We start from the raw sequence: 26,642 nt of genomic DNA on the forward strand, positions 1-26,642 counted from the left end.
GTGGAGAGGGTGGGTGGGGTGGTTGGGTGGGGTGGGGTGGAATCGGGTGGGGGTCTGGGGGGTTGGGGTGCTTGGGCGGGTGAGCTGGGCGTGTTACGTGAACAAGCGATTGTGCGAGGGCTCATAATGGAGGACGTGACAACGCGAAAGAACTCCGGCGCGACCGCCACCCCGGCCAAGCGCCAGCGCGCGACCTCGTCCGGCTCGGCCTCCGAGCGCCGTGACCACCTCGTGAAGCTCGCCGCGGAGCTCTTCGCGCGCAAGGGCTTCCAGGCCACGACCGTGCGCGAGATCGCCGACGAGGCCGGGATCCTCTCCGGAAGCCTCTACCACCACTTCGACTCCAAGGAGACGATCGTCGACGAGGTGCTCTCCACCTTCCTCGACGACCTCATCGCCCGCTACCGCGCCGCGCTCGAGTCCGGCGGCGAGCCGCGGGCCGTGCTCTCCGAGATGGTGCGCATCGGCTTCGGCACGCTGGAGCCCCACCGCGCCGCGATCACCGTCATGCAGAACGACTGGAACTACCTGCGCCAGTTCGAGCGCTTCAACTACCTCGTCAAGGCCGAGGACGAGGTCGAGCAGATGTGGGTCGCCCAGATCAAGGCGGGCCAGGCGGCGGGGCAGTTCCGCGGCGACGTCGATCCCAAGCTCACCTACCGGATGATCCGCGACACGATCTGGGTGGCGGTGCGCTGGTTCCGGCCCGGCGGCAGGCTCAACACGACGGGCCTGGCCGAGCACTACATCACCGTGCTGTTCGACGGCCTGGCCACGGGCGAGCGCACCACGCAGAAGGCATGAGTCTCCGCAAAGCCGTCCGCTTGGCGCTGCAGGAGGTGGCCGACGCCGACAAGGCGCCGCAGATGCAGCGCTACATGAAGTCGGAGATGCCGTTTCTCGGGGTGTCGGCCGGGCCCCGCCGTACCGCGCTGAAGAGGGTTTTCGCCGCGCACCCGCTGGACGGCGCGCCCGAGTGGCGGCGCGCGGTGCTGGAGCTGTGGCGTGAGGCGGAGTTCCGCGAGGAGCGCTACGCCGCGATCGAACTGTCCGGCTACCACCTCTACCGCGAGCACCAGACGCTCTACACGGTGCCGATGTACGAGGAGATGGTGGTCACCGGCGCCTGGTGGGATCTGGTGGACGAGATCGCCACCCACCGGGTCGGCGGACTGCTGGCGGCCTTCCCCGACTCGATGCGCCCGCTCATGCTGCAGTGGGCCGGCCAGCCCGATCTGTGGAAGCGCCGGACGGCGATCCTGTCGCAGAACCGGTTCAAGCAGCGCACCGACACCGCCTTGCTGTTCGCGTGCATCGAGCCGAGTCTGTCGGACAACGACTTCTTCGCCCGCAAGGCCATCGGCTGGGCGCTGCGCGAGTACGCGAAGGTCAGCCCGCGCGAGGTGGTGCGCTACGTCCAGGCCAAGGGCATCTCGGGCCTGAGCCGGCGCGAGGCGCTCAAGAACATCGCTATCGAGTCCACAACGCCTCCTGCACCGCCTGCACCAGGGCCATGAGCCCAGGAGTGACGCCCTCGCCGCGCCAGGCCAGTCCGTAGGTCAGGCGCAGGTCGGCCCCTTCCAGCGGGACGAACCTGACGTCCTCCCTCCGTACGGTCCTGGCCACGAGCTGCGGGATCGGCAGCAGCCCGGCCCCGGCGGCGACCAGGTCGAGGGCGGCGGCGTAGTCGTCCTCGGCCACCTGCCGATGCCGTCCCGGAAGCCCCGCCAGCCGCCCGCCGGGCACGAGCAGGTCCTGCCCGCTCAGCTGCTCGGCCAGCACCCGGTTACGCCACGGATGATCAGCTGGTACGGCCAGCCGATCCACCGTCACGTGAAAACGCGCCCCCGTGGTGAACCTGGCCGGGGCGGGAAAGGCGACGAGGGCCGCCGACACCCGCCCCTCGTCGAGCGCCTGGGCGGCGGCGGCACGGCCGGCGGGGCGGAGTTCGACGGCCAGGGACGGGCCGCGTGCCGCCAGCCGCCGCACGATCCGCGCCGCCAGCGCCCCGGCAAGCGGTGGATAAGCGAGATGGATGACAGCTTGGGTCAGCCGAGCGGCTTCGCCGGTGAAGCCCTCGACCGCCGCCAGTACCTGCTCGGCCTGCGCGAGCAGGGCCGCACCGGCCGGGGTCAGCCGCACCTCGCGGGCGTTGCGCTCGAAAAGCTGGAGGTGGAGGGCGTTCTCCAGCCGGGTGATGGCCTGGCTCATGGCCGGCTGCGACATGCCCAGGTCGGCGGCGGCCCGCGAGAAGCTGAGCCGCCCGGCCACGCGGGCGAAGCAGTGGATCTCCTTGAGCATAAGCAGCACAAATAGATGATGCATCACCGCGGAGATCGAAGGCACGATCCAGAGGTCTTTCGTCACCGGCTTGGGAGCAGTGAAATGTCGTCGTCCACCGTGCTCGGATATCCCCGCATCGGCCCGAACAGAGAGCTGAAGCGCGCCCTGGAGTCCTACTGGGACGGGCGCACCACGCGCCGGGACCTTGAGGAGGAGGGCGCCCGGCTGCGGGCCGCCACCTGGAGCCGCCTGGCCGGGCTGGGGCTCGGGGAACTGCCGTCCAACACGTTCTCGTTCTATGACCAGGTGCTCGACACCGCCGTGCTGCTCGGCGCGGTGCCGGAGCGCTACCTCGCCGCCGAGGACCCCTACTTCGCCATGGCACGCGGCACCGACGGGCTGGCGCCGCTGCGGATGACCAAGTGGTTCGACACCAACTACCACTACATCGTGCCGGAGATCGGCCCTGAGACCGTGTTCAAGCTCGACGCCACCAAGCCGCTGTCGGAGGTGCGGGAGGCGCGTGCGCTCGGCCACGAGACGCGGCCCGTGGTCGTGGGCCCGCTGACGTTCCTGTCGCTGTCCGGGGCGCTGGAGCGGCTGGAGGACGTGCTCGGCCCGTACGAGGAGCTCCTGGCCGCGCTGGCGCGCGAAGGAGTGGCCTGGGTGCAGTTCGACGAGCCCGCCCTCGTCACCGACCTCACCCCCGCCCAGCTCGACGCCGTCCGCGCCGCCTACGCCAGGCTCGGCGCCGCGCCCGCCCGGCCCAAGATCGTCGTCGCCTCCTCCTTCGGGGACCTGGGCCCGGCCCTGCCCGCGCTGGCCGCCACGCCGGTCGAGGGCATCGGTCTTGACCTGGTCCGCGGGTCCGTGCCCGAGCTCGCGCTGGACGGCAGGACCGTCTTCGCGGGCGTCGTCTCCGGCCGCGACGTCTGGCGCACCGACCCCGGCCGCGCCCTCGCCAAGCTCCGGGGCGTGCGCGCCGGCCGGATCGTGGTGAGCACCTCCTGCTCGCTGCAGCACGTCCCCTACGACGTCGCCGCCGAGGACGGTCTTGAGCCCGCCCTCGCCGCCCGGCTGGCCTTCGCCGAGCAGAAGGTGGCCGAGGTGGTCGAGCTGGCCCGCCTGCTGGCGGACGGCGCCGCCGTACCCTTTGACGAGGCTCCCGTCGCGGCGGCGAGCGTCACCCGGGAGGTACGCCCGGCCCGCAGCCCCTACCCCGTGCGGGCCGCGGCGCAGGCCGGGCACCTCAAGCTGCCTCCGCTGCCGACCACCACGATCGGCTCGTTCCCGCAGACCGGCGAGCTGCGCGCGGCGCGCGCCGGCGTCGTGGCCGGCGCGCTGCCGGAGGACGACTACGAGAAGCTCGTCGAGCGCGAGATCGAGCACGCCATCCAGGTGCAGGAGGACCTCGGCCTGGACGTGCTCGTGCACGGCGAGCCCGAGCGCAACGACATGGTGCAGTACTTCGCCGAGCACCTCGACGGCTTCGCCGTCACCAAGAACGGCTGGGTGCAGTCGTACGGCTCGCGCTGCACCCGCCCGCCGATCATCCACGGCGACGTACGGCGCCCGGCCCCCATCACCGTGCGCTGGGCCACCTACGCGCAGTCGCTCACCGACCGCCCCGTCAAGGGCATGCTGACCGGGCCGGTGACGATCGTGGCCTGGTCGTTCGACCGCGACGACCTGCCGCAGCGCGACGTGGTATTCCAGGTGGCCGACGCGATCGCCGAGGAGGTGCGCGACCTGGAGGCGGCCGGGCTCTCCGTCATCCAGGTGGACGAGCCGGCCCTGCGTGAACTGCTGCCGCTGCGCGCCGCCGAGCAGCCCGCGTACCTGGAGTGGGCGGTCGCCGCCTACCGCAGGGCCACGTCGGTGGTCGCCGACCGCACGCAGATCCACACGCACCTGTGCTACTCCGACGCCGACCAGATCCTGGCCGCGATCGACGGCCTGGACGCCGACGTCACCACCATCGAGTCGGCCCGATCGGGACGGCGCATCCTGGACGCGGTGAGCGGCTACGCGCGCGGTCTCGGGCCGGGCGTCTACGACATCCACTCGCCGCGGGTGCCGTCGGCCGACGAGGTCGAGGAACGGCTGGCCGCCACCCTGAAGGTCCTGCCCGGCGACCGGGTGTGGGTGAACCCGGACTGCGGCCTGAAGACCCGTACGTACGCGCAGGTGGAGGCGTCGCTGGGCAACGTGGTCGAGGCGGCCCGCCGGGTGCGCGCCACGCTCTGACGGCGCTCAGCCGGCTTCGTGGAGGCGCCGGAAGTCGTCGAGGTTCTGGCGGTAGTAGGCCAGGTCGGCCTCCAGCGCCTGCCTGGTGAAGCGTTCGGGGTTCTCGCGGTGGACGGTCCTGCCCGTCCGGGTCCAGAAGGCGTCGTCGGGCGGGCGGTCGGCGCCGATGGGGACGAAGCGCAGGGCTTCTGCCACCGCATCGGCCGCCAGCTCCCACCCGGCGACGACGCTCTCGTAGGCGTCGTCGCCGGCGGGGCCGGCGGCGAACTCGAGGTCCTCGGCCAGGGCCCGGCGCGCGTAGACGCCGGCGACGACCACCCACTGCCCGGCGTCGATCAGCCGGGAGATGCCGGGGCCGAAGCGCAGCTCGTGCCGGCGCGCGGCGCGCTCCCCCTCGTAGGACACCTCGACCTCGACCGTGCCCAGGCGCAGCGTCCAGGCGTCCTCGCCCGTCTCGGGTTCCGGCGTCTCGCCACCTTCCGGGACGGCCAGGTCGAGGTAGACGTAGCCCTCGGCCAGCGACCTGGCCCGCTCAGGCATACTCGGCCACCAGGTTCCGGTAGGTGTCCCTGACGATGAGCAGGCGGTCGAGGTCGAACCGGCCGGGTTCGCGGGCCCGCAGCTCCAGTCCGCGGTCGGACCAGAAGGCCGTCTCCGGCGCCGTGTCGTCGCCGGGGCGGATGAACTTGACGACCTCATCCACGGCGGCGGCGGCGATCGACAGTGCCCTTCTGGCCTCGGCGGAGTCGTCCACGGGCACGTTGCCCGCGCTCAGGTCGGCCACCCACAGCCATTCACCGGCGTCGAGCAGCTCCGACGGCTCGGGGCCGCCGAAGGTCGGGTAGCCGGCCGGGATGACGGGCCGCGCGGGCAGGCCGAACAGGAACTCGCGCTCGGTGCCGCAGCCCTGGCAGCGCCCGGCGTAGCGGTCGGCGCGCTCGCCCTCGGCGTCCACCAGTCCCCTGCTCCAGGTCGTCTCGACGGAGCCGCACTGCTCGCACGGGTTCAGGTCGAGATAGAGGTGCGCCTCGTCCCTCGTCCGCGCCACCGCGAATCCCATGACCGTCCCTTCGTCCGCCTCCATCATGGCGCATTCACCTGCTCGGCCGGGACCGGGAACCCGCTCGTGCGGTACCGGTACCCGCACACGCACGGCTCGTCATCCGGGCAGAGGCACTCGTAGGGGTTATAGCCGGTGCCGTTGGCGTCCCGGCGGGCCCGCTCGGCCCGGTCGGTCGGCGGCGTGCGGCCGTCCAGGAGCTCGCGGATCGTCTGGCGGACGGAGACGCGCTCGTCGACGCGCCCGCGGCCGTCCACGAGCCTGACCAGGGCGTCGGCGAGGGCCGGTGGAAGCTGGCCGCGCAGGTGCGGGTCGTCGCCCACGCCCAGCGAGGTCGCCATCTCCACCAGCACACGCAACCGCGCCGGTCTCTGGTACGGCGTGGCCGTGTCGACCTGGCGCACCGCCTCCCGCAGCCGGGCGATCGCCTTGTGGTCCTCCACCGACAGCGTGGTGGGGGCGGTGGCCGGATCGGCGGGCGGGTCGCGCCTGAGCATGGGGGCGCCCGCCGGCACGCCCCGCAGCGCGCTGATCAGGGCGGCCGCTTCTCCGGCCGCGTCGCGCTCGATGGCGCCGAACGAGCCGAGCGCGGCCACCTGGTAGCGCGCGAGGCCCCGGTGGACGGTCACGGTGAGCGGCTCGCCGCGGGTGGCCCGGTGTGCCGACAGCTCGATGGCGACCGGCTGCCGCCCAGGGACGACGAGGTCGAGGAGTGCGTCGCCGTACACCTTGATCTCGGCGCCGGCCTGTTCGGCGGCGCGCGCGACGGCCGCGGCGGCGGCCCGCACGGGCGGGCCGGCCGGTTGGCCGAAGACCGAGTACAGCGCGTTGACGTGGACGGGCGCGAGCTGTCCCGCCCGCGCGGCCAGGATCATGCGGGTGCGCGCCTCGATGCCGCCGACCTTCAGCCCGGCCTGGGCCGCGGCCTCGCGCAGCTCGTTCTCGCGCTGGGCGCGCAGCGGCTTGGGGGCCTCGGCGAGCGCCCGTACCGCGGTCCTGACGCGCACGAGCGCGGGGACGTCGTCGGCGCCGATCGCCGGGTCGGCCGGGAGCGAGCCGTCGTTCATGATGCCGCCGGGAGGCAGCCCGGCACTCTGGCGGGCGATCCGCGTGGCCGTCTTGAGCAGGACCTCGGCGGCGTTGAAGGCGGAGACCTCCAGCACGAGCCGGCCCGGCAGGCCGAGCTGGGGGAAGACGTCCACCTGGCCGGGTGGCGCGTCGGACTTGGAGACCAGCAGCTCCAGGCTGCCGCCCGGCCACTCGACGGTGAAGCGGCCCGGTCCCGCCGGGGTGATGGAGGTGACGCCCGCGGCGTTGGCCAGGCGGTCCAGCGCGGCCGGCGAGGTGTCGAGCGCGCCGATGGCGGTCGCGGAGTCGACCACGGGGCCGGCGCCCGTGTTGAGGAGGTCGGCGATCGAGCCCTGGCGCGGCACGGTCTTCACGCGCGGGCCGTCGCCCCACGGCGGTGGCGGCGCCGGGTGGCCCCTGGCCTCGATGTCGGCGGCGATCGCCTCGATCGCCTGGGCCAGGTTGAGCTGGGCCACGGCGTCGGTGGCGCGGTTCCACAGGCCGGACAGGTGGGCGTGCTCGTGCAGGCGCGGGGTCAGGCAGTGGTCCTGGCCCTCGCGCATGTGCTCGCCGGGCAGGAACGTACGGACCACGCCCTGGCTCCGGCCCTTCTGGTTGGCCACCTCCTCCTGCACGGCGTGGCTGATCTCGTGCACGAGCGTGGACTCGACGGCGTACGGGTGCAGCCTCGGCCGGACCACGACCACGAGAGGCTCGTCCTGGGTGGTCCCGGTGGAGATCCTGGCGTTGTCGGCGGCGCCCGGGTCGCCGATGGTGAAGCGCACGTAGAGGATGCCGTGCTGCGACGTGACGATCTCCATGGTCGCGCCGTCGGCCAGCCAGCGCAGGGCGGTGACGGTGCCGCCGAAGGAGCCCGGCGTGAGCTGGATGGCGGCCAGCTCGTCGTGGTCCAGGTCGGGCATCGAGGCCGGGCGCGCGTCGAGGGCGAACGGCGAGCCGGGCAGGGCGGGCGACGGCGCGGACGGGCCGGGGGTTCCCGGCGCGGGCGGCGCCGACGGGCCGGGCGAGGCCTGGCTGGCGCTGCCCGCCGCGGGCGTGCCGCCGGGAGAGGACGCCGGCGTCCCGGAGGCGGGCGTCGCGGAGGCGGGCGGGAACGCGGGGGCGGGGGCCGCGTACGAGATCTGGCGGCTGTCCAGCTCGGCCCGGATCTTGTCCGACAGCGTGCCTTCCACGGGCGAGGTGTGGAAGAGGTGACGCAGGTCCAGGTTGTTGTCGCGGGAGAGCTGGACGAGCTGCTCCGGCACGGTGCCGAACGCCTCGGCGAACCCGAGGTCCCGCTCGTCGCTGCGGACGGTGCCGTTGGGGCCGAACAGGTAGCCGCGCACGGTGCCGTCGTGCTCGGTCACCGTGAGGTGGACGGGAACCTGTTCGTCGAAGGCCTTCTGCCTGGCCTCGACCAGCGGGGCGAGCGGGTCGGCCGCCGTGGCGGTCCCCTCCAGGAGCATGGTGCCGTGGCTCAGTGAGGGCGGGGTGAAGGCCCAGCCGGACCCGAGTGGCACGCCGGCTTCGGCCTCGGCCATCATCTGCTTGAAGTCGCCCTCGAACATGGCGACGACCACGGTGGCGGTGCCCAGGTTGGGGAGGTGGTCGGGGGTGGAGCGGTTCTCGCGCCCGCGCGGGGTCCGGGTGATCTGGGTCAGCGTCCCGTCGTAGGCGACGTGGAACTCGACCTTGATCATCTTTCCGCGCTGATGGTCGGTGGCCTCGTCGCGGCTGCCCATTGACGTGGTGACGCGGTCGCTGGCCTGGTCGCCGACGTTGTAGCCGCCCTTCAGCGTCGTTTCGGCGTTGTCGCCGCCGAAGCCCCTGCTGACCGGCAGCAGCCTGCTGCGGCCCGTGGACGCGCTGGCCATCCGCTGAACGCGGTGGATGCGGCCGAGTTCTCGCTCGTCGAGCGGGCCGACCACGACCGCGTTCACGTGCGGCCGCGCGCTGAGGCCGATGTCGAAGGCGGTGCCGGAGGCCGTGGGCCCGTTCAGGCGTCCGTTGGTCAGCCCGCCCTGGCCCGCCATGCGGTCGAACAGGACCGTCAGCGCCAGGTCGTTGACCAGTGCCTCAAGCTCGTTCATGCGCTCGCGCACGGCGCGCTTGCTGAAGCCCCTGGCGCGCAACGCCTTCGCGAGGTTCCTGCCGATCGAGCCGTCGGTCACCACCGTCTCGGTTTTCGTCGTGACCGGAAGCCGGAAGATCTGCCGCGGGTCGGTCCGCGCCGGCGCGGCCGGGACGGCCGGCGCGTTCTCCGCCGCCATGACCTCGTCGGACTCGATGAGGCGGACCATCTCCACGTCGAGCACGACCTTCGTCTCGGCGGGCCGTCCGGGGTGGATCGCCTGGTCGGCCAGGCGGCGCGTGCCCGTCCTGAGGTTCCAGAAGCGCTTGCGCACGGGCCTGCGCTCCACCTCGATGATCACCCTGCCGGTCTGCTGGATCCGGCGCATGTCGGCGGGGCCGCCGTAGCGCTCCACCGACGTCTCCTGGTCGGAGTAGGAGCCCGAGCGGGAGCGGTTCCTGTCGGTGGACGCGGACATGTCCTGGCCGCCCGAGGTCTCCGAGTCCGCGCCTCCGAGCTCCGTGCCCAGGCTGCGGCCGACCGACACGGTGACGCCGTTCTCCTCGTAGGTGTAGTCCTGGTCGAGGGGCACCGTGGCCTTCGTCGGGCCCAGGTCCTCGGCGGAGTCCGGGTCCAGCTCCATCCTGACCTTGACGGTGAACCGCTCGGTCCTGCCCGTCGAGCCGACCCGCATCGTGAACGTGTCCTTGTGGCCTCGGCCGAGCATGTTGTCGATCTTCCCGCGCCAGCGCCTGCCGGACAGTGAGCCGTCCAGCTTGTCCACGACGGCCGGGTCGCCGAGCAGTGAACCGGGCGCCACCTCCTCGATGGCGTCGAGAACCGCGTCGAAGATCTCGGTGCGCTTGCCTTTGTGGGTGAACGTGGTGCTCTGGAACTTGGTCCCGCCCATCTGGGTGGCGAGGGGATGGCGCAGGACCACCTTGCGCACCTTCGCGGCCAGCTCACGTGCTTTGGTCATGCGCGAGCCCTCCGGCGCCTGCTTCAGCGGCGCCATGCCGGGCAGCGTGGCCACCTGGTCGTACAGGGCCTTCGGCGTGTGCCGGTCGGACAGCGGGACCTCCGGATTCCCCGCGGCGTTGTGCGCCTGCAGCGCCATGAGGTAGCGCTTGGTCAGCGGGGCGGCGACCGTACGGTCCAGTTCCAGGTTCCCGTCGAGGAAGCGCTCCACGGCGTCGGCCACCTGGTGCAGGGGCAGTTGCATGTCACCCCGCGCGTACATTCGCAGGACGGCCTCCTCCGGCACCGAGAACAGCACGGTGCGGCCGTCCACGGTCACGGTCCTGATGCCGGCGCGGTCACCGGGGTCGAAGGCGGACATGGGGAACTCCGCCGTGGCACGGAAGAGGTACTGCTGGCCGATGTCGATGGTCAGCCGCTCGCGTCCCCAGATCAGCAGCCGGGAGGCGTTGCGGCTCTGGTTCCAGGAGCCGTTGGTGCCGGTGCTGCCGCCGAAGCCGCCGTTGTCCTCTTCCTGGAAGCCGTAGTTTCCGCCGCCGTTGACGCCGATGTTGGAGGAGGTGCCCAGAGAGGTGCCCTGGCTGAACAGCTGAAGGAAGATGTCGCCGATCACCAGCGGGCTCGACGTCAGGAACTGCATCTGGCCCAGGTTCCACTGAAGCGTGAGCCGCCCGTGCGCCGCCCCGAGCCGCCCCTGTCCCCGTACGGCGAAGCGCGTCATGTACGGCGACTTCCTGAACGGGTGCGCCGAGACGTTGTGCACCCCGAGGAAGGCGGCGATGTGGTGGAAGGCGGGCGAACCCCAGCCCATCAGCCGGGGCAGGAGCTTCCTGGCCGCGTCCAGGAAGCCACGCGTGTCGACGTGGAGCAGCGTGGCCTGGTCGATCAGATCCACGGGGATCGTCTGCCACTCCCCCGGCGGGCGGCTGGGGTCGAGCAGGAGGTCGACCGGCGTCATCATCTTGATGAGCACGGGCCGGTTGGACAGCTCCAGCGGAGCCTTGCCTTCCTCCCGCAGGAAGACCTTGATCCGTCCCTCGGTCTGGGAAGCCGCCATCGGCGTCGAGGTCTCGATGAGCGTCACGTCGTTGCCGGTGTCACCCAGGCTGGAGCCGCTGTTCTTACTGACCCCGGCGCCGCCGCCGGCCTTGGCGCCGTACTTGGCGCCCTCGGTGTCCTTCCCGGGGCTGTGACCCGCGCTCACCCCGCCGTTGACTCCGGCGGACCGGCCGTGTCCCTCTGAGGCGACGCCGGTGTTGGAGCCGATGTTGAGCAGCGCCAGCGCCTGCTTGTCGGTGGTGGCCACGACCTTGGTGGTGTCGAGGTCCGCGCTGAGGTCGACCTCCACCGTGAAGTGCCGGGTGGAGTGGAAGCGGCTGTTGAGCGTCAGGTCGAAGTGAATGTTCTGCTGGATCGCCTGGTTGAGACCGGTCCTGACGCGCAGGTCGGACAACTGGTCGGCCACCTCGACCAGGTTGTCGAACTGGGAGGCCGCCTTGAGGGCGTCGTCCAGCGGAAACACCGGCCGGCCGTTGACGAGCTTGGGTAGCAGGCCGGCATCGCGGAGCTCCTCGATCGTGTCCTGGAGAACGTCAGGAAGGTTCGTCACCTCCTTGACCAGGGCGAACACCGAGTCGGGGATCTGGTGCCGCTGGTCCCCCTGCCAGATCGGCCGGGCGTTCTCGTCCTTGATCGGTTTGGCCAGTTCCTTGGGGTCGTCGCGCAGGAGGATGCGGCCCTGGCTGTCGCGGCGCGGGGTGCCGTCCGGCCCGTACATCACGGCGGCGGGGTCGAAGGGCAGGTCCGCGCGGGCCGCGGCCGACTCGGCCACGACCATGTGGAGCTCGCCCTCGGTCTCAACCGGGTCCGGCGACGTGCCGCTCTCCAGCGTGATCCGCAGCTCGGCCGTGTAGCCGACGATGATGTTCTGCTGGTGCTCCATGCTGCGGTCCACCACGGGTTTGAACGCGGTGCCGCCCGCGCTCACCCCTTCCGACCTGGACCTGCCGTGGCCGGCTCCGGCGTTCCACTTGCCTTCGGCGTCGGTGTCGATGAGCTCCTCGACCTCATCGCCGAGGGAGGTGAGTGCCCGCTCGCCACTGACGGAGCCGTCGACCGAGAACCCGAACGACTGGCCACCGTTCGCGGTGCTCACCGCGACGCCCAGGTCCTCCTTCCAGCGCTCGTCGGTGGAGACGCCCACCCGGCGGGCCTGGGCGTACACGGGTTTCGTGACCACTTCGAGCCGGGCGTACGGCCGGCCGTCCTTGGTGATCTTCCCCAGCACGCCGGAGTTGATGGACCTGGCCATCTGGCTGTGCCACTTCTCGTACAGGAAGGTGCGCAGCTGGTGGCGGACATCGGTGCCCATGTCGGCGTCGCCGCCCAGCGCCGCCACGGCGTCCTCGAACATCTTCTCGGTGCCGCTCATCGCCAGGAGCAGGTGCGGAGGGAAGTCCTCGGACAGGTTGGACACCGCACCGGGGAACCGGGCCTGCAGCTCCGACATCGTCACGGACTTGCCGTCGGAGCGGTCGGTGTGCGCCATGCCCACCCACATCCGGACGTCCTTGGCGTCGCTCCTGGTGCCGGTCTTCACCGCGTCGACGCTCTTCCAGCCGCCCTTCTGGGACGTGCGGATGTGGATCTGCCACTCGGCCTCGGCGGCGAACAGGGTGGACTCGCCCCGGTTGTCCTCGACGGCGCCGCCGACCACGTAGTCGCTGGAGCTGCCGTTCACCGACCGGGTGCGGGCGTGGCTGACATCGGCGCCCGGCCCGAAGGCCGTGATCACTCCCTCGGCGAACCCCCTGATCGGCGAGCCCTCGTCCAGGAACTTCAGGAACGGCAGCAGGCGCTTCGACTTCGCGCCGGCCTTGAGTACGTGCACGCGGGCCATCGCCGCCGCGACCGCCAGACCGCCCTGCGGCAGGCGCCCGATCATCATCTCGGAAGCGCGTGCCGGATGCCCGAGAACCTCGACCATCTCACCGGTGGACAGCTTGATCAGCAACTCGCCCTGGTGGTGGACGCCGACCCGCAGGACCGCGCCCTCCTTCGTCACCAGCCGCCGGAAGTGCGCCTTCAGCACTCGCTGGAGCTGGTCGGGGGTGAAGGTCTGGTCGACTCCCTGGGCGCGCATGGCCGCGTTGAGGCGCTCGGTCAGCCTCGTGATGTGCGGCAGCCGGCCGGTGGCCATCGCGTTCGGCAGGATCTCCCGGTTCGGCACCGCCTCGCGCAGGGCCGTGTCATAGGCGTCCAGCAGGTTCTTGGCCGTCGCCTCCGTGTCGGCCAGCCCGTTCGCGAGCGCGGCCACGACGCTGGGAGTGGCGGTCTTCAGCCATCCCAGGTCGGCGGCCAGCTTCGCGTAGCCCTCCTGCGCCGCCTGCGCGGCCTTCCGCGCATCGACGTAGGCGCGTATGATGCGCTGGTGGCGGCGCTGGATCTCCTGCTGCTTCTTCGCCTCCGCCTCCGCCTTGCGCGCGCGCTCGGTAGCGAACTTGTCGCGCTGCTTGCCCGCCTTATGGACGTCCAATCGGGCCTGGGAGTAGGCCTTCTTCGCCTTCTTGGCGGTCTCCGCGTGCGAGGCGATCCGGGCGTTCAGGCCGGCGACCGCCTGTGCCAGGGAGTCCGCCTGGTCCTGGGCGAGCTTGGTGGCGGCGGCCACCGGGGTCTCGGGGGCGGGCGGCGGCGGTGGGCGTACGCCCTGGTCGCCGGTGACCGTCGGGGACACCGGCGCGCTCGCGCCGCGGCGTTCCAGGTCCTCGGCGATGACCTGGAGCAGGTCGAGCAGGTCGCGCTGCTTGGCCGGGTCGTTCGTCTCCAGGTAGCGCCTGGCCAGGTGGCGGTGCTCGTTGTAGCGGGCGGCGACACACGCGTCGGTGGTACGGCCGGCCATCCGGTCCAGGGCGTTCCTGATCACGCCCTGCTTCGGGGGCGCGGCCAGGTCCTGCATGGCGTGGGTGATCTCGTGGACCAGCGTCGTGGAGACCAGGCCGGGGTGCAGGCGCGGCGACAGGTGCACCACGTGGGGGTCGGCGGCGGTGCCCGCCCCGACCGTGACGGTGGCGTGCGTGCCGAGGCCCGGCCGTTCGTAGCGCACCTCGAAGTGCTGGGTGCCCTGCCCCTCCGAGGTGACCCGGATCTGCGGGCCGGAGTCCGACCACACGATCGAGCGGACGTCCCCGCCGAAGTCGCCGGGTTTGATCTCATTGCCGGTGATCAGTGCCTTGGCCTCGGGGTCGGCGAGGTCGTTCAACGGGGTGGGACGGGTGTCCGCGGCGAACGGCGTCCCCGGCACCGCCCGTGACGTGCGCGGACGGCGGCGACCGGGCGGCGCGGTGGCCGGCGTCCTGCGGGTGGTTCTCGGGGCGGGGGTGGTGGTCTGCGGGGTGGCGAGCGCCGTGACCCGTCCGGTCAGTTCGTCGGCGGCGGACTTGTGGTAGCCGGGGGCCAGCCCGAGGTCGCGCGCGGGGTTGTCCTCGACGAGGGTGCTCGCGCGGGTGCCGGGGTTGGCGGCGAGCACCGCGTGGGTCACCTCGGTCGCGGCCTGCCTGGTCTGCGGGGAGCGCTGGGCGAGGAGGGCCAGCGCGTCGAGCGCGCCCTCCGCCTCCGGCCTCCCGGTCGCCCGCGCCATCTCCGCGCCGAGCCACGCCGCCGCCTGCGCGCGCAGGCGGTCCTCGCGCGCGCCGTCCGTGGCGTTCTGCTCCAGCGACTGCGTGGCCTCGGCGAGCGCTTCAGCCGACAGTTGTACGGCCCGGCCGCCGTCGTCGGCCAGCAGCACACTGCCGTCCTGGAGCCAGAGGCCTTCCGGGGCCAGGTGGAGCAGGGCCTCGTCGACCGCCTGCTTGGCGGCCAACTTGGCGTTGCGCTTCTGGGCGGGCGAGGGGGCGGGGGCCGTCTGATTGCCCGTCTGGCTGCCGCTCTGGGCGGTCTGCTGGGTGGTTCCCGGCACGGGGGTAGGCGGCTGGCCGGGCTGCGGGGTGAGGGCGGGATCCGGGGTGGTACCGGGGATCGGCTGGGCGGCGGGGTCCGGGCCCGAGGTGGCCGTCTGGGTCGCTCCGGGGTCGGGCGCCGGGGCGGCGCTGGGGTCGGGGGCCGGGGCGGCGCCGGGGTCGGGGACGGACGTCTGCCCCGTGCCGGTGGCCTGACCTTGTGACGTGCCAGGGTCAGGAGTGGGCGCGGCCTGGGGATCCGGTGCGGAGGCCGCGTTCGGGGCCTGGCTGGGCGCCGCGTTGGGGTCCGGAGCCGCTGGTGCGGCGTTCGGGTCCGGAGCGGACGGGGCGCTGGGGTCGGGCGCGGGTGCGGGGGCGGGGTCGGGGTCGGGTGCGGGGGCGGGGTCGGGATCGGGTGCGGCGCCGGGGTCGGGGGCGGGCGGCTGGGCCTGGGGCTGGCCGGAGCCGGTGTGCTGCCCGGACCCCGTGCTCGCGGAAGGGTTCTGCGAGGTGTTGGGGGCCTGCGGCCGGGGCGCGTTGGGGTCCGGGGGCTGGGGCGCGTTGGGGTCGGGGGCGGGGGCCGCGTTCGGGTCGGGCTGCGGGGCGTTCGGGGCTGGCTGTGTGGTGGTGTTGCGGCCGGTGCGCGTGGCGGGGTCGGGGCCCGGCTGCTGCGGGTTCTGGCCGCTCTGGCCGGTGCGGCCGGGCGAGCCGGGGGTACCGGGGTTGTTCGGGTTGTTCGCGCCGGTGCCGGGGGCGGTGTTCATGCCGCCGGTCGGCACCGGGCCGCCCGGCTGGTTGGTGCCGGGGCCACTGCCGGTGCCCGGCGGAGATGACGGCGGCGGGGGCGTGTCGCCCGAACGTGCCTGGTCGGCGGCGTTCGCCAGGTCGTTGGCCGAGGCCAGCGAGGACAGCGGGTGGGTCACCGCGGTGAAGACATCAGGGTTGAACGGGCTGATCGTCCCGGTACGGCCCACGCCGCCCATGAACGCCCCCAGCATGGCCTCCCCGGTGAACGGATTGCCCGGCGGCTGCTGGTAGACGATCGTGTTGGCGGCCAGGCTGCCCAGCGGCGAGGCGAAGGCGTTGGTGATGCCGGTGGTCAGCGCCCGTCCTCCGAAGCCGGGCACATAGCGGGTGACCCGGGAGATCGGCCTGGTCAGCCACATGCCGACCCCGGCGCCCACGCCCGCGCCGACGGCCGAGGCGGCCGTCTTCTTCCAGTCCCACTCGATGCGCGTGCCCATCTTCATCTGCTGCCACTGGGCCATGGCGTCGATGAAGGTCTCTTCGCCGATCTCCTCGATGAGTTCCTTGCCGAGCGGCGTGGACAGCAGCCTTAGCAGCGCGGCGCGGCCGGTGGCGCCGCTGAGCACGGTGAGGCGGGCCAGGCCCGCGGCGCCGACCTCGCGTCCGGCCATGGCGGCGAGCCTGGACAGGATGCGGGTGATGGCGGCGCGCGCGGCGGTGGCGAAGGGGCCGACGAGCGGCGCGGAGGAGCCGGCGGTGAAGAACGCCACGAACAGGGCGATGGCGATGGCGACGACCGTGACCCAGAAGGCGACGTTGACGGAGAGCTTGGAGTACTGGGTCTCGATGGCGAAGTTGCCGGCCTCCAGCGAGCGGGCCTCGGCGTCGCGGGCGATGCCGACCATGCCCGCCTGCGGCCCGCACAACTCCTGGGCCCGCCCGACAAATCCGTACATGGACGGGGTGGCGCAGCCGGAGACGATCTTCCTAGCGGCCCGGCCGGCGTCGTCGAGCGGGACTGTCGCGGCAGCGGCGACGGCGGCGTAGGACTGGGCGAGCTTGGACAGCTCGTGTTCGCTGGCCTTGGGCCACTTCTGGCCGCCCGAGAGCATGGGGATCAGCCAGTTGTTGACCCAGTCGGGAAGCGTGGAGTTCTCCCAGGCGGGCCGTACGTCTCTGTCGATGCGCGCCCAGCCCTGTGGCCGGCCGCCGCCCGCGCCCAGGACCTCGGAACCGGTACCGGGCTGTCCCCCGCTGGTCGTCGTCACGCCGTTCCCGTCATCCGCTCCTCAGTGTCAGACTTCTTTGCTCTGGGCGCGGGCCAGCATTTCCTGGCCCATCCCGGTGTCGGTGGTGCGTACGTTGTCGACGACCTGGCGGGCGCGGTCCCCGGCGTCGCGTAACTGGTTCGGCAGGTCGACGAAGCGGTAGACCATCTTGTACGGCCCGTCGTCGCGGAAGTGCTTCTGCCAGAAGGCCTTGCCCTCCAGGCCGTCACCCCAGGGTGCGGTGGCGAGGCAGGCCCGTACCTCCGCGGCCAGCCGCTCGACCTCCCGCTCCATGTCGCCGGCCATCGTGGACCACTGGCTGATGCCCTCGTAGGCGACGGGCTTGTAGATCTCGATGCCGTACTCGTCCTGGCTCATCGACGCCCGCCCATCTGGTCGGCCAACTGGGCCATCACGGTTTCGAGGTCGCCGTCGAGATGCGCCTGCATCTGCTCGGCGGGGATCAGCGGCGAGAAGAGCTCCAGGATTTGCTCGCGGACCTTCTCCCCGGCCCGCTGGACGGTCTCGGTGATCGTGTCGGCGAGGGTCCTGGCGTCGGGGTGCCGGTAGATGCGCGGATCGAGGTCGAGCCTGATCAGCTCACCGCGCGAGCCCACGGTGGCGTTGACGAGCCCGTCCCGCGATTTCTCCGTGACCTGCAACGACCTGGCTCTGGCGTGGAGATCGGCCCCCTCGCTCTGGAGCCGCATGAAGGTCGTGCGGAGCTCGTCGGCGTAGGCCTGCAGTCCCGCGGCGTCCCTGTCGTTGGAAGACTCCATCTCACCCCCCTAGCCACACAGGTGTTAAGAGGTAGTTTCCGACACATGAACACCATTCGACAAGATCGGGCGAAAAAATCCGGCGCTCATGGGCTGATGTCGAGTGCCTGTTCGAGAGGTTCGCCCGTTTCCGCACGGGGGACCCAGCGCCGGTAGACGCCGCGCTCGGCGCGTTCCATCCCCAGGGCCACGGCCTCCGGCGCCGAGCCGCCCAGGTACTCCAGCAGCAACGCGTCCTCACGCTCGTCGCGGACCAGGAACTCCCGCCCGCCCCACGCGCACACGGTGAACACCGCCCACAGGGCCTCGCACTCGGCGGCGGGCACGATCCTGACGTGGCAGCCCGGCTCGATCTCGGTGAAGCCCTCGGCGGGCTCCTCGCGGCGCAGCCGTACCCAGACCTCCAGGGCGGTGGCGTCGGGGCTGGCGGGGTAGTCGGCGCCGCGCCAGCGCGCCCGGTAGCCGCTCACGCGGCCCGCCCGATCGCGAACCACCGGCCCAGGTCGCCGTGGTAGACCGCGCGCCGGACCTCGGTTCCGGCGGTGGTCAGCTCCCAGATCTCCGCGCCGTGGGTGAGGGCCACGCCGTACACCTTGTATTCGCGGATCACCTGGTCGCGGTTGGGCACCAGGCCGAGCCCGACGAAGGGCGGCTCCTCGACGACCCACCCGGCCACCGCCTCGCGCCGCGCCTCGTCGGTCCCCCCGTACGGCGTGCGGTACATCTCCAGGCCGACCGGCCGCCAGCGCAGCAGGTTGAGCGTGCCCTCGGAGGTGAGGAAGCCCGGCTGCGCGAGCGCGTCGGCCAGGACGGCGGGCGTGGCGATGTGCGAGACGTCGAGGGCGTGGTGGCAGTAGCCGGAGACCCTGGGTTCGCGGTCGGTCAGAAGCGCGTGGATCTCGGTCGGGTGCAGGAGCTTCTGCACCACCGGCACCCCCGATTCCGGCGCGAGCGCCAGGTCCTGGGCCAGGGTGGGCACGGCCAGCCTGGCGACGGTGCCCGACTCCAGGTTGAAGTTGACGGCCAGGCCGGGGTTGATCGCCAGCCCCCAGTGCGGGTCGGGCCAGCCCGCGGCCAGCTCGACCATGGAGACGACGCGGAAGTGCTCGGTGATCTGGCCGAACCCGGTGGCCATGGCCTCGGGCGAGGTGTAGGCCAGCACCCACGTACGCCCGTCCGCCTCGGCGGTCGGCCACACGATCGGCTCGGTGCCTTCGAAGGCCGCCCGCGACATCGGCAGCGCCAGGTCGGCGTCCTTCAGCAGGCTCAGGCAGAGCGCGGTACGCCTCTCCTCGAACGCCGCCCGGAGCCGTTCCTCGAAAGACTCCTCCACCACCGTCATCCGAGCCCGTGCCGCTCGCCGAACTCCTCGGCCGTGATCCCGAACAGCACGATGTCGTCGTAGCGCCCCTGGTGGAAGCGGCCCCTGCGGCGGCGGCCCTCCTCGGTGAAGCCGAGATGCCGGTGCAGCGCCAGCGAGCCCGCGTTGGAGGCGTAGACGGTGGCGTCGCACTTCTGGTAGCGGCGCTCGCCGAACATGTACCTGAGCAGGAGGACGACGGCCTCGGCCGCATAGCCGTGGCGCTGGTGGGCGCGGCCGACGGCGACGCCGTACTCGAAGGTGCCGTGGTGGGGGTCCACGGCGTGGGTGCTGATGGTGCCGACCGGCTGCCCGCCGGTCCGCTCGGCGATCGCCAGGCGCAGGGTGTCGGGGTCCTGGTCCTTCTCGGCCACTTCCTTGGCCCACTGCCTGGCCCGTTCCGCCGAGCGCGGCGGGAGGAGGCGGTCGCCGTTGCTCTGGTCCTCGGAGTTCTCGTCGAACTCCTTGAACGCCGCCCAGTCCTCGGGCTCGATGGCGCGCAGCCGTACGCGCTCGCCCGTCCATGCCGAAGTCATGCACCCCATGATCCCCGCTATTTGAGCGCGCCCGTCGTCAGCCCCGACTGGATCTGGCGCTGGAAGACCGTGTACACGACGAGCATGGGCAGGATGGCCAGGGTCAGGGCGGCGAACAGGGCGGCCCAGTCCTGGTCGTAGCCCGCGGCGGTGGAGATGTCGGCGATGCCCTGGGTGAGCACCCACTTGTCGCGCTCCTGCAGCAGCACCAGGGGCAGCTGGTACTGGTTCCACTGGCCCAGCACGTTGAAGATCGTGATGCTGATGAGCCCGGGTCTGGCCATCGGCATCATGATCTGGAAGAAGACCCTCGTGTGCGAGGCGCCGTCCACCAGGGCCGCTTCGGCCACCGCCGTCGGCAGCGTACGGAAGAAGGCGGCCAGGAAGAAGATCGTGAAGGGCATCGAGTACGCGATGTAGACCAGCACCAGCCCCGCATGGGTGTTGAGGCCGATGAAGGGGCCGACCAGCGGCACGTTGCCCATGTTCTGCACGACGAAGAACAGCGGCGTCAGGGCCAGGTAGACCGGGAAGGCCAGGCCGGACACGAACATCAGGTAGATGGCCCGGTTGCCCTTGAAGGGGTAGCGCGCCAGCACGTACGCGGCCATCGAGCCGATCAGCATCGTGCCGAACGTGCTGAAGGAGACGACCACGACGCTGTTGAGCATGTACTGCCCGATGTTGGCCTGCTCCCAGGCGCGGGCGAAGTTGTCCCAGCGCAGGGAGGCCGGCAGCGACCAGGCGTCGCCGAAGATCTCGTCCTCGCTCTTCACCGAGGCGAGGAAGGTCCACACGATCGGCACCACGACGAGGACGGTCCAGATGAGCAGCGCCAGGTGGGTCAGCACGGACAGCGGGCCGAGCTGCCGCTTGCGCTCCTTCCGGGCGATCTTGCGGGAGTTCGCGACCGTCCATGAGATCAGCGTTGTCATTAGTACTCTTTTCGCTAATACTCTTTCCGCTAATACTCGATCCGTTCACGCCGGGACAGCCGCAGCGACAGGATCGCGAAGCCGACGGTGAAGAAGAACATGATGACGCCGAGCGCGGAGGCATAGCCGAACCTGAAGTACTGGAAGGCGTTGCGGTAGATCTCTGCGGCCATCACGGTCGTGGAGAAGTCGGGGCCGCCGTGCTGGTCGGTCATGACCCACACGATGGCGAACACGTCGAGCGCCAGGACGCCCAGGTACACCCAGGCCACCTGGACGGTGTCCCACAGCAGCGGAAGCGTGATGCGGAAGAACAGGCTGATCCGCCCGGCGCCGTCGATCTGCGCGGCCTCGAACATGTCGTTCGGGATCGAGGCGAGCCCGGCCGAGAACAGCACGACGTAGAAGCCGACGGCCTGCCAGACCATGACGCCGAGCACCGACCAGAAGGCGATCCCGGGATCGGACAGGAAGCCGATCGGCTTGACGCCGAGCGCCATCAGCGGGCCGTTCAGCATGCCGCTGCCGTCGGGCCTGAACACCTGCTGGAACAGCACGGCGACCACGGCCACGGCGAGCACCTGCGGGAAGAAGAACACCACCCGGTAGAAGCCGGAACCGGCGATCCCGCTGGTGCCCTTGGCCCCGCCCACGTTGAGCAGGAAGGCGAAGAACAGCGCGAGGACGATCGTCACGACCGGCAGCAGCACCAGCAGCGCCGCGTTGTGCGTGACCGCCTTCCAGAAGACGCTGTCGTCGAAGAGCCGCCGGTAGTTGTCCAGCCCGATGAAGTTCGGCGTGCCGGACACACCCCGCCAGTCGGTCAGCGAGATCTGGAACGCCTGGATGTAGGGCGAGATCACATAGATCAGGTAGAGCGCCACCGGCGCGACGAGAAAGGAGCCGATGAAGAGGGTACGGCGGTGCCGCTGAAACCACGACGGCACCGCTGCGGCCGGAACTCCCATGTCAGCGCTTGAATTTCTTGATCGAGGAGTCGCCCTTGATCTCGTCGGCCTTCTTCTGCATGCGCTCCAGGAACTTGTCGGGCGTCAGCCGCCCGCTCATGAGTTCGCCGGTGGCGGCGGCGCTCTCGTCCTTGAGCTGCAGATACCAGGCGTTCCACCGGAAGTAGACCGTGTTCTCCCCGGCGGCGGCGTAGGCGTCGGAGGCGCTCTTGACGCCGGTCGACAGCTGCAGGCCCTCTCCGGCGCCCTTGACGGTGGGCACGGTGGAGACGAGCTGGCTGAACTCCCCCGCGGCCTTCTTCGACAGCATGGCCCGCAGGTACTCCATGCCGCCCTTGGCGTTGGCCGCCTTCGCCGGGACGATGAAGTTCTCGCCCGGCTGCGTGTGCAGCGCGCCGTGCGGGAGCTTGTCGGAGCCGGTGACGTCGGGGACGGGGAACATCGCGTAGTCGAAGCCGGGCGGGGTGGTGGTGCGCTGCTCGTTCTCCAGCCAGGAGCCGGAGGGGAGCATGGCCACCTGGTACTTGTTCTGCGCGGTCTGGGTCTGCACGTGGTCGAGTCCGGCGGTGCCCTCCATGAGGTACTTGGCACCGATCTCGGCCCAGCGGGTGGCCGACTCCTTGAGCGCCTCGGCCTTCCATGCGCCGTCCTCGAGGTTGTCGAGGTTGAGCAGGATCTCCTTGCCGCCGATCTTCGCGGCCGTGACGAGGATGGGGTCGAGGGCGTAGCCGGGGTGCTTGCCGGCGTAGGTGAAGGGCGCCATCTTGCCGGACTTCTTGATCGTCTCGCAGAGCTTGACGAAGTCGTCCCAGGTCTTCGGGGGCTCCCAGCCGTTCTCCTTGAACGCCTTCATCGAGTACCAGATGCCGTAGATGTAGTTCACGTACCCGACGACCGAGAACTTGCCGTCGTAGGTGCCGATCTCGATCACGGCCGGGTCGAGTGTGTCGCGTACCTTGACCGCCGGGTCGTCCCAGCTCTCCATGTCCAGCAGCGGGGTCAGGTCCTGCAACTGCCCGTCCTGGGCCAGGGCGCCGAAGTCCATGGCGTTGGCGCCGGAGTTGTCGATCACGTCGGGCGGGTTGCCGCCGGCGAAGCGCGGCTGCAGGACCTTCGTGATCTCCTTGGTGAAGTTGTGCTTGATCGCCACGTCGGGATACTTGGTCTTGAACAGCGGCTGGTGGATGTCCGTGGCGTACTTGTGCCCGAATCCGCCGTCGAAGATCCAGACCTCCAGTGCCTTCGCGGCGCCCGGCGCGGTGCTCGCGGGCGTCTGGGGCGCCGGGGTGGCGCACGCGGCCAGGGCCCCGGCGACGGGAACGAGGGCGGCGCTGCGCAAGAGCTGGCGCCGGGAAAGTTGGGGGGTGTCAGACATTGCTATGACTCCTTATGCTCCGCGTCTGATGCGACCTGCGTAGCGGCTCTCCAGTGCCTTGTTGTGTTCGTCCCCGCCGGTCACGTTGACCGACAGGTAGACAGGGGGCGTCTCGCCGAGCGCGACCAGTTCCTCGACCGCGGTGGTGACGACCATCTGCGCGAGCAGCGCGGAGGTGACCGTCGAGACGGCGCCGTAGGTGCCGCCGCCGGGCAGTTCGAGGATGGCGTCGCCGTACGGCGAGCCGTTGTCGAGCACGACGTCGGCCAGGTCGAGCAGCTTGCGCCCGGACGGGTGCCGGGAGGGCATGGCGCTGCTGTGCTCGATCGAGGTGAGGGCGATCAGCGTGTGCCCGCGTTCCTTGACGATCCTGGCCAGCTCGACGACGGTGCCGTTGACGCCGGAGCTGGAGATCAGGACGAACACGTCCTGCGGTTCCACGGGCGCCAGGTCGTAGATCTGCTGGGCGATCCCCGGGTCGCGCTCCAGTTCGCCGGTGAGCACGCTGACGGGCTGCCCGCCGTACAGGACGAGGTCGCGGAGGCTGAGGCGGTTGCTGGGCACGAGGCCGCCGGCCCGTCCGGCGATCTCCATCGCGATGGCCTCGGAGTGGCCGGAGCCGAACGCGTTGACGACGCCGCCGCCGCGCAGCGAGGTCACGATGAGCCTGGCCGCCTGGCGCACCTGGTGCTCCTGACGGGAGATCACGGACGTGGCCAGGTCCAGGACCTGTGTTGCGTACGACATTCAGCCTCTCTCGACTCTGTGGCTCTCGACCGCGCTGATCGTCCGCTCGAAGGCCTCATTGGTGCGTTCGTAGGTGCGCTGGGCGACGGCGACGTAGACGGCGTCCAGGACGAAGAGCTGCGAGTGGACGGCGGCCAGCCCGCCGAGCCTGAACGTGGTCTCCCTGCTGGCCGTGGTGAGCACCAGGTCCGCCAGGTCGGCCAGCGGCGAGCGGGCGAACGAGGTGACCGCCACCGTCAGCGCCCCGTGGCCGGACGCCTCGACCAGGGCCTCCATCACCTCGCGGGTACGCCCGCGGTGGCTGATGCCGACCGCCACGTCGCCCGGGGCGAGCAGGGCCGCGTCCGACAGCGCCACGTGCGCGTCGCACGCGCTCCAGCCCGGTATCCCGATGCGGCGTAACCTGCCTTCGAACATCGTCGCCACGTTACCGCTGGTGGAGACGCCGACCAGGAGGACACGGCGGGCGGCGACGATCGCGTCGGCCACGCGGGCGACGGTGCCGAGGTCGAGCTGGGCGGCGGTGTCCTGAATGAGCCGGGTGTCGGCGGCCGCCATGACCTCGATGGCCGTGTCGAGCGGGTCGTCGGGCCCGATCTCGTGACCGACGCCCGCGCCCCAGCCGGCCTGCGCGGCCCTGCCGGTCTCGGTGGCCAGCGCCACGCGCAGCTCGGCGTAGCCGGAGAACCCGAAGGCCCGGCAGAACCTGGTCACGGTCGCCGGCGAGCTGCCCGCCCGTTCCGCCAGCGCGATGATCGTGGACCTCGCGGCTTCGGCGGGGTCGCCCAGAATCACCTCGCCCACGCGGCGTAGCGCTTCCGGCAATCCCGGCAGTTCTGTCTCAACGCGCCCAAGGGCCCCTGAAGTCACGAATATTCCTTCCGAATACTCGGTCTTCCGGCGAAAATTATTCTTGCTTCCCGGTCGAGTCAAGACCCAAAATCGGGACCGTGACTCATTCGTTGGTCGTCGGCGTGGACGCCGGCGCGACCTCCACCCGCGTCGCCGTCCACACGCTCGACGGCGAGCGCGTCGGCTACGCGCGGGCCGGTGCGGGCAACCCCTCCGCCCACGGCGCGGAGAAGGCGGTGGCCAACATCGCCACCGCCCTGCGCGAGGCGCTGGCTTCGGCGGACGCCACCGCGGTGGTCGGCTCGCTGGCGGGCATCGCCGGCAAGCAGGACGTCATGGACGTCGAACTCGCCCGGCTCTGGGCCGAGCACGGCATCCCCCGGGCACCCGAGATGATCGGCGACGTGGCGATCGGCTACGTCGCCGGATCACCCGCCTCGGAAGGCTCGTTGCTGCTGTCCGGAACCGGGGCGATCGCCGCCCGAATCTCCGGCTATCGCCAGTCGGTCATCGCCGACGGGCTCGGCTGGCTGCTGGGCGACGCGGGCTCGGGCTTCTGGATCGGCCGCGCCGCCGCCAAGGCCGTCGTGCACGGCCTCGACCGCGGCGAGCCCGCCGGAGAGCTGTCCGAACTGGTCCTCACGCACTTCCTCGGCGCCGAACGCGGCGCGACCCCGCGCGCCACCGCCGACCGGATCGTACGGCTCGCGCAGGCCGACCACATGTGCCTGGCCGCGCTGTCCGCCCTGGTCAGCCAGGCCGCCTCGGCGGGCGATCCGATGGCCGTGAAGATCGCCCGCGAGGCGGCCGGGCACCTGGTGGCCACCGTGCGCCGCGTGCACACGACCGGGCCCGTGGTGCTGGCCGGCAGCGTGCTCACCAACCCGGGGCCGGTGCGGCAGGCCGTACGGGAACTGCTGGGTGACACGCCGGTGCGCACGGCGCGGGACGCGGCGGGGGCGGCGGCGTGGCTGGCGGCCCGCGACCTGCTCGGGTCACGGGCCGCTGAGCTGCACGGGAGGTTCGTGGCTACTGCCTGACCACGTGCTCCTTGCTGACGAGGAGGCGGACCACGCCCAGCTGGGCCTCTTCCGCGGCCCAGACCCACCAGTCCTGGCCGACCGGGTCGGACTGGCGCTCGGGGTTCATGGAGTGCCCGCCGTCGGGACTGGGCTTGACGATCTGGTAGACGACCTTGAGCCCGCGCCGCCCGGCCTCGGCGACGACCTCGCTCACCTGCTTGTCTTCAACCTCGTAGCCCGCCAGCGAGCCGCCCTCTTCCGTGGCGGGGCTGCTGTTGGCGTAGGGCTCGTCCGCCTTGGCGGGGCGGCCGGCCTTGATCCACGCTCCGGACGCGTTCGGTGACAGCGTGAGCACCATCGTGCAGTCCGGGGCGGTGACCTTGCAGTGCTTGGGGACGCTGTCGATGGCGATGCTGCTCGGCCCCCTCCCGCCGCCGTCGCCGCCGTTGCCGAGCTGGAAGATGTCCCCCACCATGTCCGGCGAGGCGGGTTGGAGCAGAAGCTTCACCTCGAGTCCGACGGCGTGGAAGGCCTCCTCGTACCTGGCCGGGTCGGCGAACGGGTCCTTGATCCTGGCGACCCACATGCCGTTCTCCAGCTTGATGTCCATGGCCGCGTTGGCGTAGGAGGTGGCGCCGCCGGACGTGTGGAGAATGCTCGGGCCGAGCACGGCCGCGGCCGCCAGCGCGGCGATGACCATGCCCGCCGCGGCCAGGCGCTTCCACGGCCGGCGCCGCGGCTCCCGCACCGGCTCCTCCGCGATGATCGAGGCCAGCAGCGCCCGCGCCCCCGCGCCGTACGCCTGACCCGCGAGATCCTCGTCGCCCACCTTGGCGAGCTGCCGCAACTCGTTCACGCTGACTCCATCGCGAGGTTGTGGGCGGTCACTCCGGCCTTGGACAGGGCGCGGGAGAACCGCTTGCGGGCGCGGTGCAGGCGGATGCGGACCGCGTTGCGGGACACGCCCAGGACCGTGGCGAGCTGGGCGTGGTCGAGTCCTTCCCAGGCGACCAGCGAGAGCAGCTCGCGGTCGTCGGCGTTCAGCTCGCGGAAGGTGCGGGCGATGGTGCCCAGCTCGACCGAGGTCTCCGGGGTGCGGGAGTAGAGGTCGGCGAGGTCGACGTTCAGCTCGGCGCTGCGCTGCTGCCTGCGGAGCTGGCCGCGGCGGTGGTTGGCGAGGGTGTTGCGGGCCACGCCGTACAGCCACAGGCGGGCCTCGTCGCCGTCCGGCAGCCGGTCGGCGCGCCGCCAGGCGGTCGCGTAGGTCTCGGCCACGATGTCCGCCGCGTCCTCGGGGATCTCGCAGCGGCGCATGGCGTAGCCGAGGATCTGTTCGTAGGTCGCCGCGTAGATCGCGGCGAACCGGTCGGCTTGGGTGCTCACATCATGTCCATGTCGGGGATGGACCGAGC

The 26,642-nt window shown here is 71.5% G+C and carries 20 protein-coding genes; 4 read left to right on the top strand and 16 right to left on the bottom strand.

Annotation, left to right across the window (positions count from 1 at the left end; all coding sequences use genetic code 11):
• Positions 1 to 126: 126 nt before the first annotated feature.
• Positions 127 to 804 carry a TetR/AcrR family transcriptional regulator gene (locus ACIBKY_RS20255; RefSeq protein WP_221340958.1) on the top strand — a complete coding sequence of 226 codons (678 nt, stop codon included), beginning with the start codon at positions 127 to 129 and terminating at the stop codon, positions 802 to 804.
• Positions 801 to 1,517 carry a DNA alkylation repair protein gene (locus ACIBKY_RS20260; protein WP_397098186.1) on the top strand — a complete coding sequence of 239 codons (717 nt, stop codon included), beginning with the start codon at positions 801 to 803 and terminating at the stop codon, positions 1,515 to 1,517. Before ACIBKY_RS20255 ends, ACIBKY_RS20260 begins: the two co-directional genes overlap by 4 nt.
• Here ACIBKY_RS20260 and ACIBKY_RS20265 read toward each other — a convergent pair.
• Positions 1,471 to 2,301, bottom strand: coding sequence for a LysR family transcriptional regulator (locus ACIBKY_RS20265; protein ID WP_397098426.1), 831 nt, complete (start codon positions 2,299 to 2,301; stop codon positions 1,471 to 1,473). The two genes, ACIBKY_RS20260 and ACIBKY_RS20265, sit on opposite strands and share 47 nt — an antisense overlap.
• Positions 2,302 to 2,385: 84 nt before the next feature.
• Between ACIBKY_RS20265 and metE the strand changes: the two genes are divergently transcribed.
• Entirely contained in the window at positions 2,386 to 4,530 is a 2,145-nt protein-coding gene (gene metE, locus ACIBKY_RS20270; protein ID WP_397098188.1) for a 5-methyltetrahydropteroyltriglutamate--homocysteine S-methyltransferase, read from the top strand.
• 6 nt (positions 4,531 to 4,536) lie between these two features.
• Here metE and ACIBKY_RS20275 read toward each other — a convergent pair whose 3' ends face one another.
• From ACIBKY_RS20275 to ACIBKY_RS20335, 13 genes are all read right to left on the bottom strand, one after another.
• Positions 4,537 to 5,070, bottom strand: a complete 534-nt coding sequence (locus tag ACIBKY_RS20275; RefSeq protein ID WP_397098190.1) for a hypothetical protein — start codon at positions 5,068 to 5,070, stop codon at positions 4,537 to 4,539.
• A complete protein-coding gene (locus ACIBKY_RS20280) occupies positions 5,063 to 5,617 on the bottom strand; it encodes a hypothetical protein (RefSeq protein WP_397098191.1) in 555 nt (184 codons plus the stop codon). Before ACIBKY_RS20280 ends, ACIBKY_RS20275 begins: the two co-directional genes overlap by 8 nt.
• On the bottom strand, positions 5,614 to 16,656 hold the full coding sequence (locus tag ACIBKY_RS20285; protein ID WP_397098193.1) for a hypothetical protein: 11,043 nt from the start codon (positions 16,654 to 16,656) through the stop codon (positions 5,614 to 5,616). The genes ACIBKY_RS20280 and ACIBKY_RS20285 overlap by 4 nt, the downstream gene beginning before the upstream one ends.
• Positions 16,657 to 16,683: 27 nt before the next feature.
• Positions 16,684 to 17,034, bottom strand: a complete 351-nt coding sequence (locus ACIBKY_RS20290; protein WP_397098195.1) for a hypothetical protein — start codon at positions 17,032 to 17,034, stop codon at positions 16,684 to 16,686.
• Positions 17,031 to 17,435, bottom strand: a complete 405-nt coding sequence (locus ACIBKY_RS20295) for a YbaB/EbfC family nucleoid-associated protein (RefSeq protein WP_397098197.1) — start codon at positions 17,433 to 17,435, stop codon at positions 17,031 to 17,033. Before ACIBKY_RS20295 ends, ACIBKY_RS20290 begins: the two co-directional genes overlap by 4 nt.
• 86 nt (positions 17,436 to 17,521) lie before the next feature.
• Positions 17,522 to 17,905, bottom strand: coding sequence for a hypothetical protein (locus tag ACIBKY_RS20300; RefSeq protein ID WP_397098199.1), 384 nt, complete (start codon positions 17,903 to 17,905; stop codon positions 17,522 to 17,524).
• Positions 17,902 to 18,768, bottom strand: coding sequence for an SseB family protein (locus ACIBKY_RS20305; RefSeq protein ID WP_397098201.1), 867 nt, complete (start codon positions 18,766 to 18,768; stop codon positions 17,902 to 17,904). The genes ACIBKY_RS20300 and ACIBKY_RS20305 overlap by 4 nt, the downstream gene beginning before the upstream one ends.
• 5 nt (positions 18,769 to 18,773) lie before the next feature.
• Positions 18,774 to 19,331 carry a GNAT family N-acetyltransferase gene (locus ACIBKY_RS20310; protein ID WP_397098203.1) on the bottom strand — a complete coding sequence of 186 codons (558 nt, stop codon included), beginning with the start codon at positions 19,329 to 19,331 and terminating at the stop codon, positions 18,774 to 18,776.
• 17 nt (positions 19,332 to 19,348) lie between these two features.
• Positions 19,349 to 20,266 carry a carbohydrate ABC transporter permease gene (locus ACIBKY_RS20315; RefSeq protein WP_379625061.1) on the bottom strand — a complete coding sequence of 306 codons (918 nt, stop codon included), beginning with the start codon at positions 20,264 to 20,266 and terminating at the stop codon, positions 19,349 to 19,351.
• A gap of 29 nt (positions 20,267 to 20,295) precedes the next feature.
• A complete protein-coding gene (locus tag ACIBKY_RS20320; RefSeq protein ID WP_397098205.1) occupies positions 20,296 to 21,234 on the bottom strand; it encodes a carbohydrate ABC transporter permease in 939 nt (312 codons plus the stop codon).
• Between the two features lies 1 nt (position 21,235).
• Positions 21,236 to 22,609: an N-acetylglucosamine/diacetylchitobiose ABC transporter substrate-binding protein gene (gene ngcE / locus ACIBKY_RS20325; RefSeq protein WP_397098207.1), complete on the bottom strand. Its 1,374-nt coding sequence runs from the start codon at positions 22,607 to 22,609 to the stop codon at positions 21,236 to 21,238.
• 12 nt (positions 22,610 to 22,621) lie between these two features.
• Positions 22,622 to 23,356 carry a sugar isomerase domain-containing protein gene (locus ACIBKY_RS20330; protein WP_397098209.1) on the bottom strand — a complete coding sequence of 245 codons (735 nt, stop codon included), beginning with the start codon at positions 23,354 to 23,356 and terminating at the stop codon, positions 22,622 to 22,624.
• Positions 23,357 to 24,226, bottom strand: coding sequence for a MurR/RpiR family transcriptional regulator (locus tag ACIBKY_RS20335; protein ID WP_397098211.1), 870 nt, complete (start codon positions 24,224 to 24,226; stop codon positions 23,357 to 23,359).
• An 80-nt stretch (positions 24,227 to 24,306) separates the two neighbouring features.
• Between ACIBKY_RS20335 and ACIBKY_RS20340 the strand changes: the two genes are divergently transcribed.
• Positions 24,307 to 25,248, top strand: coding sequence for an N-acetylglucosamine kinase (locus ACIBKY_RS20340; RefSeq protein ID WP_397098212.1), 942 nt, complete (start codon positions 24,307 to 24,309; stop codon positions 25,246 to 25,248).
• On the opposite strand, the gene ACIBKY_RS20345 is transcribed toward ACIBKY_RS20340, so the two are convergent.
• The gene (locus ACIBKY_RS20345) at positions 25,238 to 26,086 is read right to left on the bottom strand and encodes a hypothetical protein (RefSeq protein ID WP_397098214.1); all 849 of its coding nucleotides are present in this window, start codon (positions 26,084 to 26,086) and stop codon (positions 25,238 to 25,240) included. The genes ACIBKY_RS20340 and ACIBKY_RS20345 overlap by 11 nt on opposite strands.
• Positions 26,083 to 26,613, bottom strand: coding sequence for an RNA polymerase sigma factor (locus ACIBKY_RS20350; RefSeq protein WP_397098216.1), 531 nt, complete (start codon positions 26,611 to 26,613; stop codon positions 26,083 to 26,085). Before ACIBKY_RS20350 ends, ACIBKY_RS20345 begins: the two co-directional genes overlap by 4 nt.
• Between the last annotated feature and the right edge of the window lie 29 nt (positions 26,614 to 26,642).

It is taken from the genome of Nonomuraea sp. NPDC050394, from assembly GCF_044459065.1.
Lineage (GTDB): Bacteria > Actinomycetota > Actinomycetes > Streptosporangiales > Streptosporangiaceae > Nonomuraea.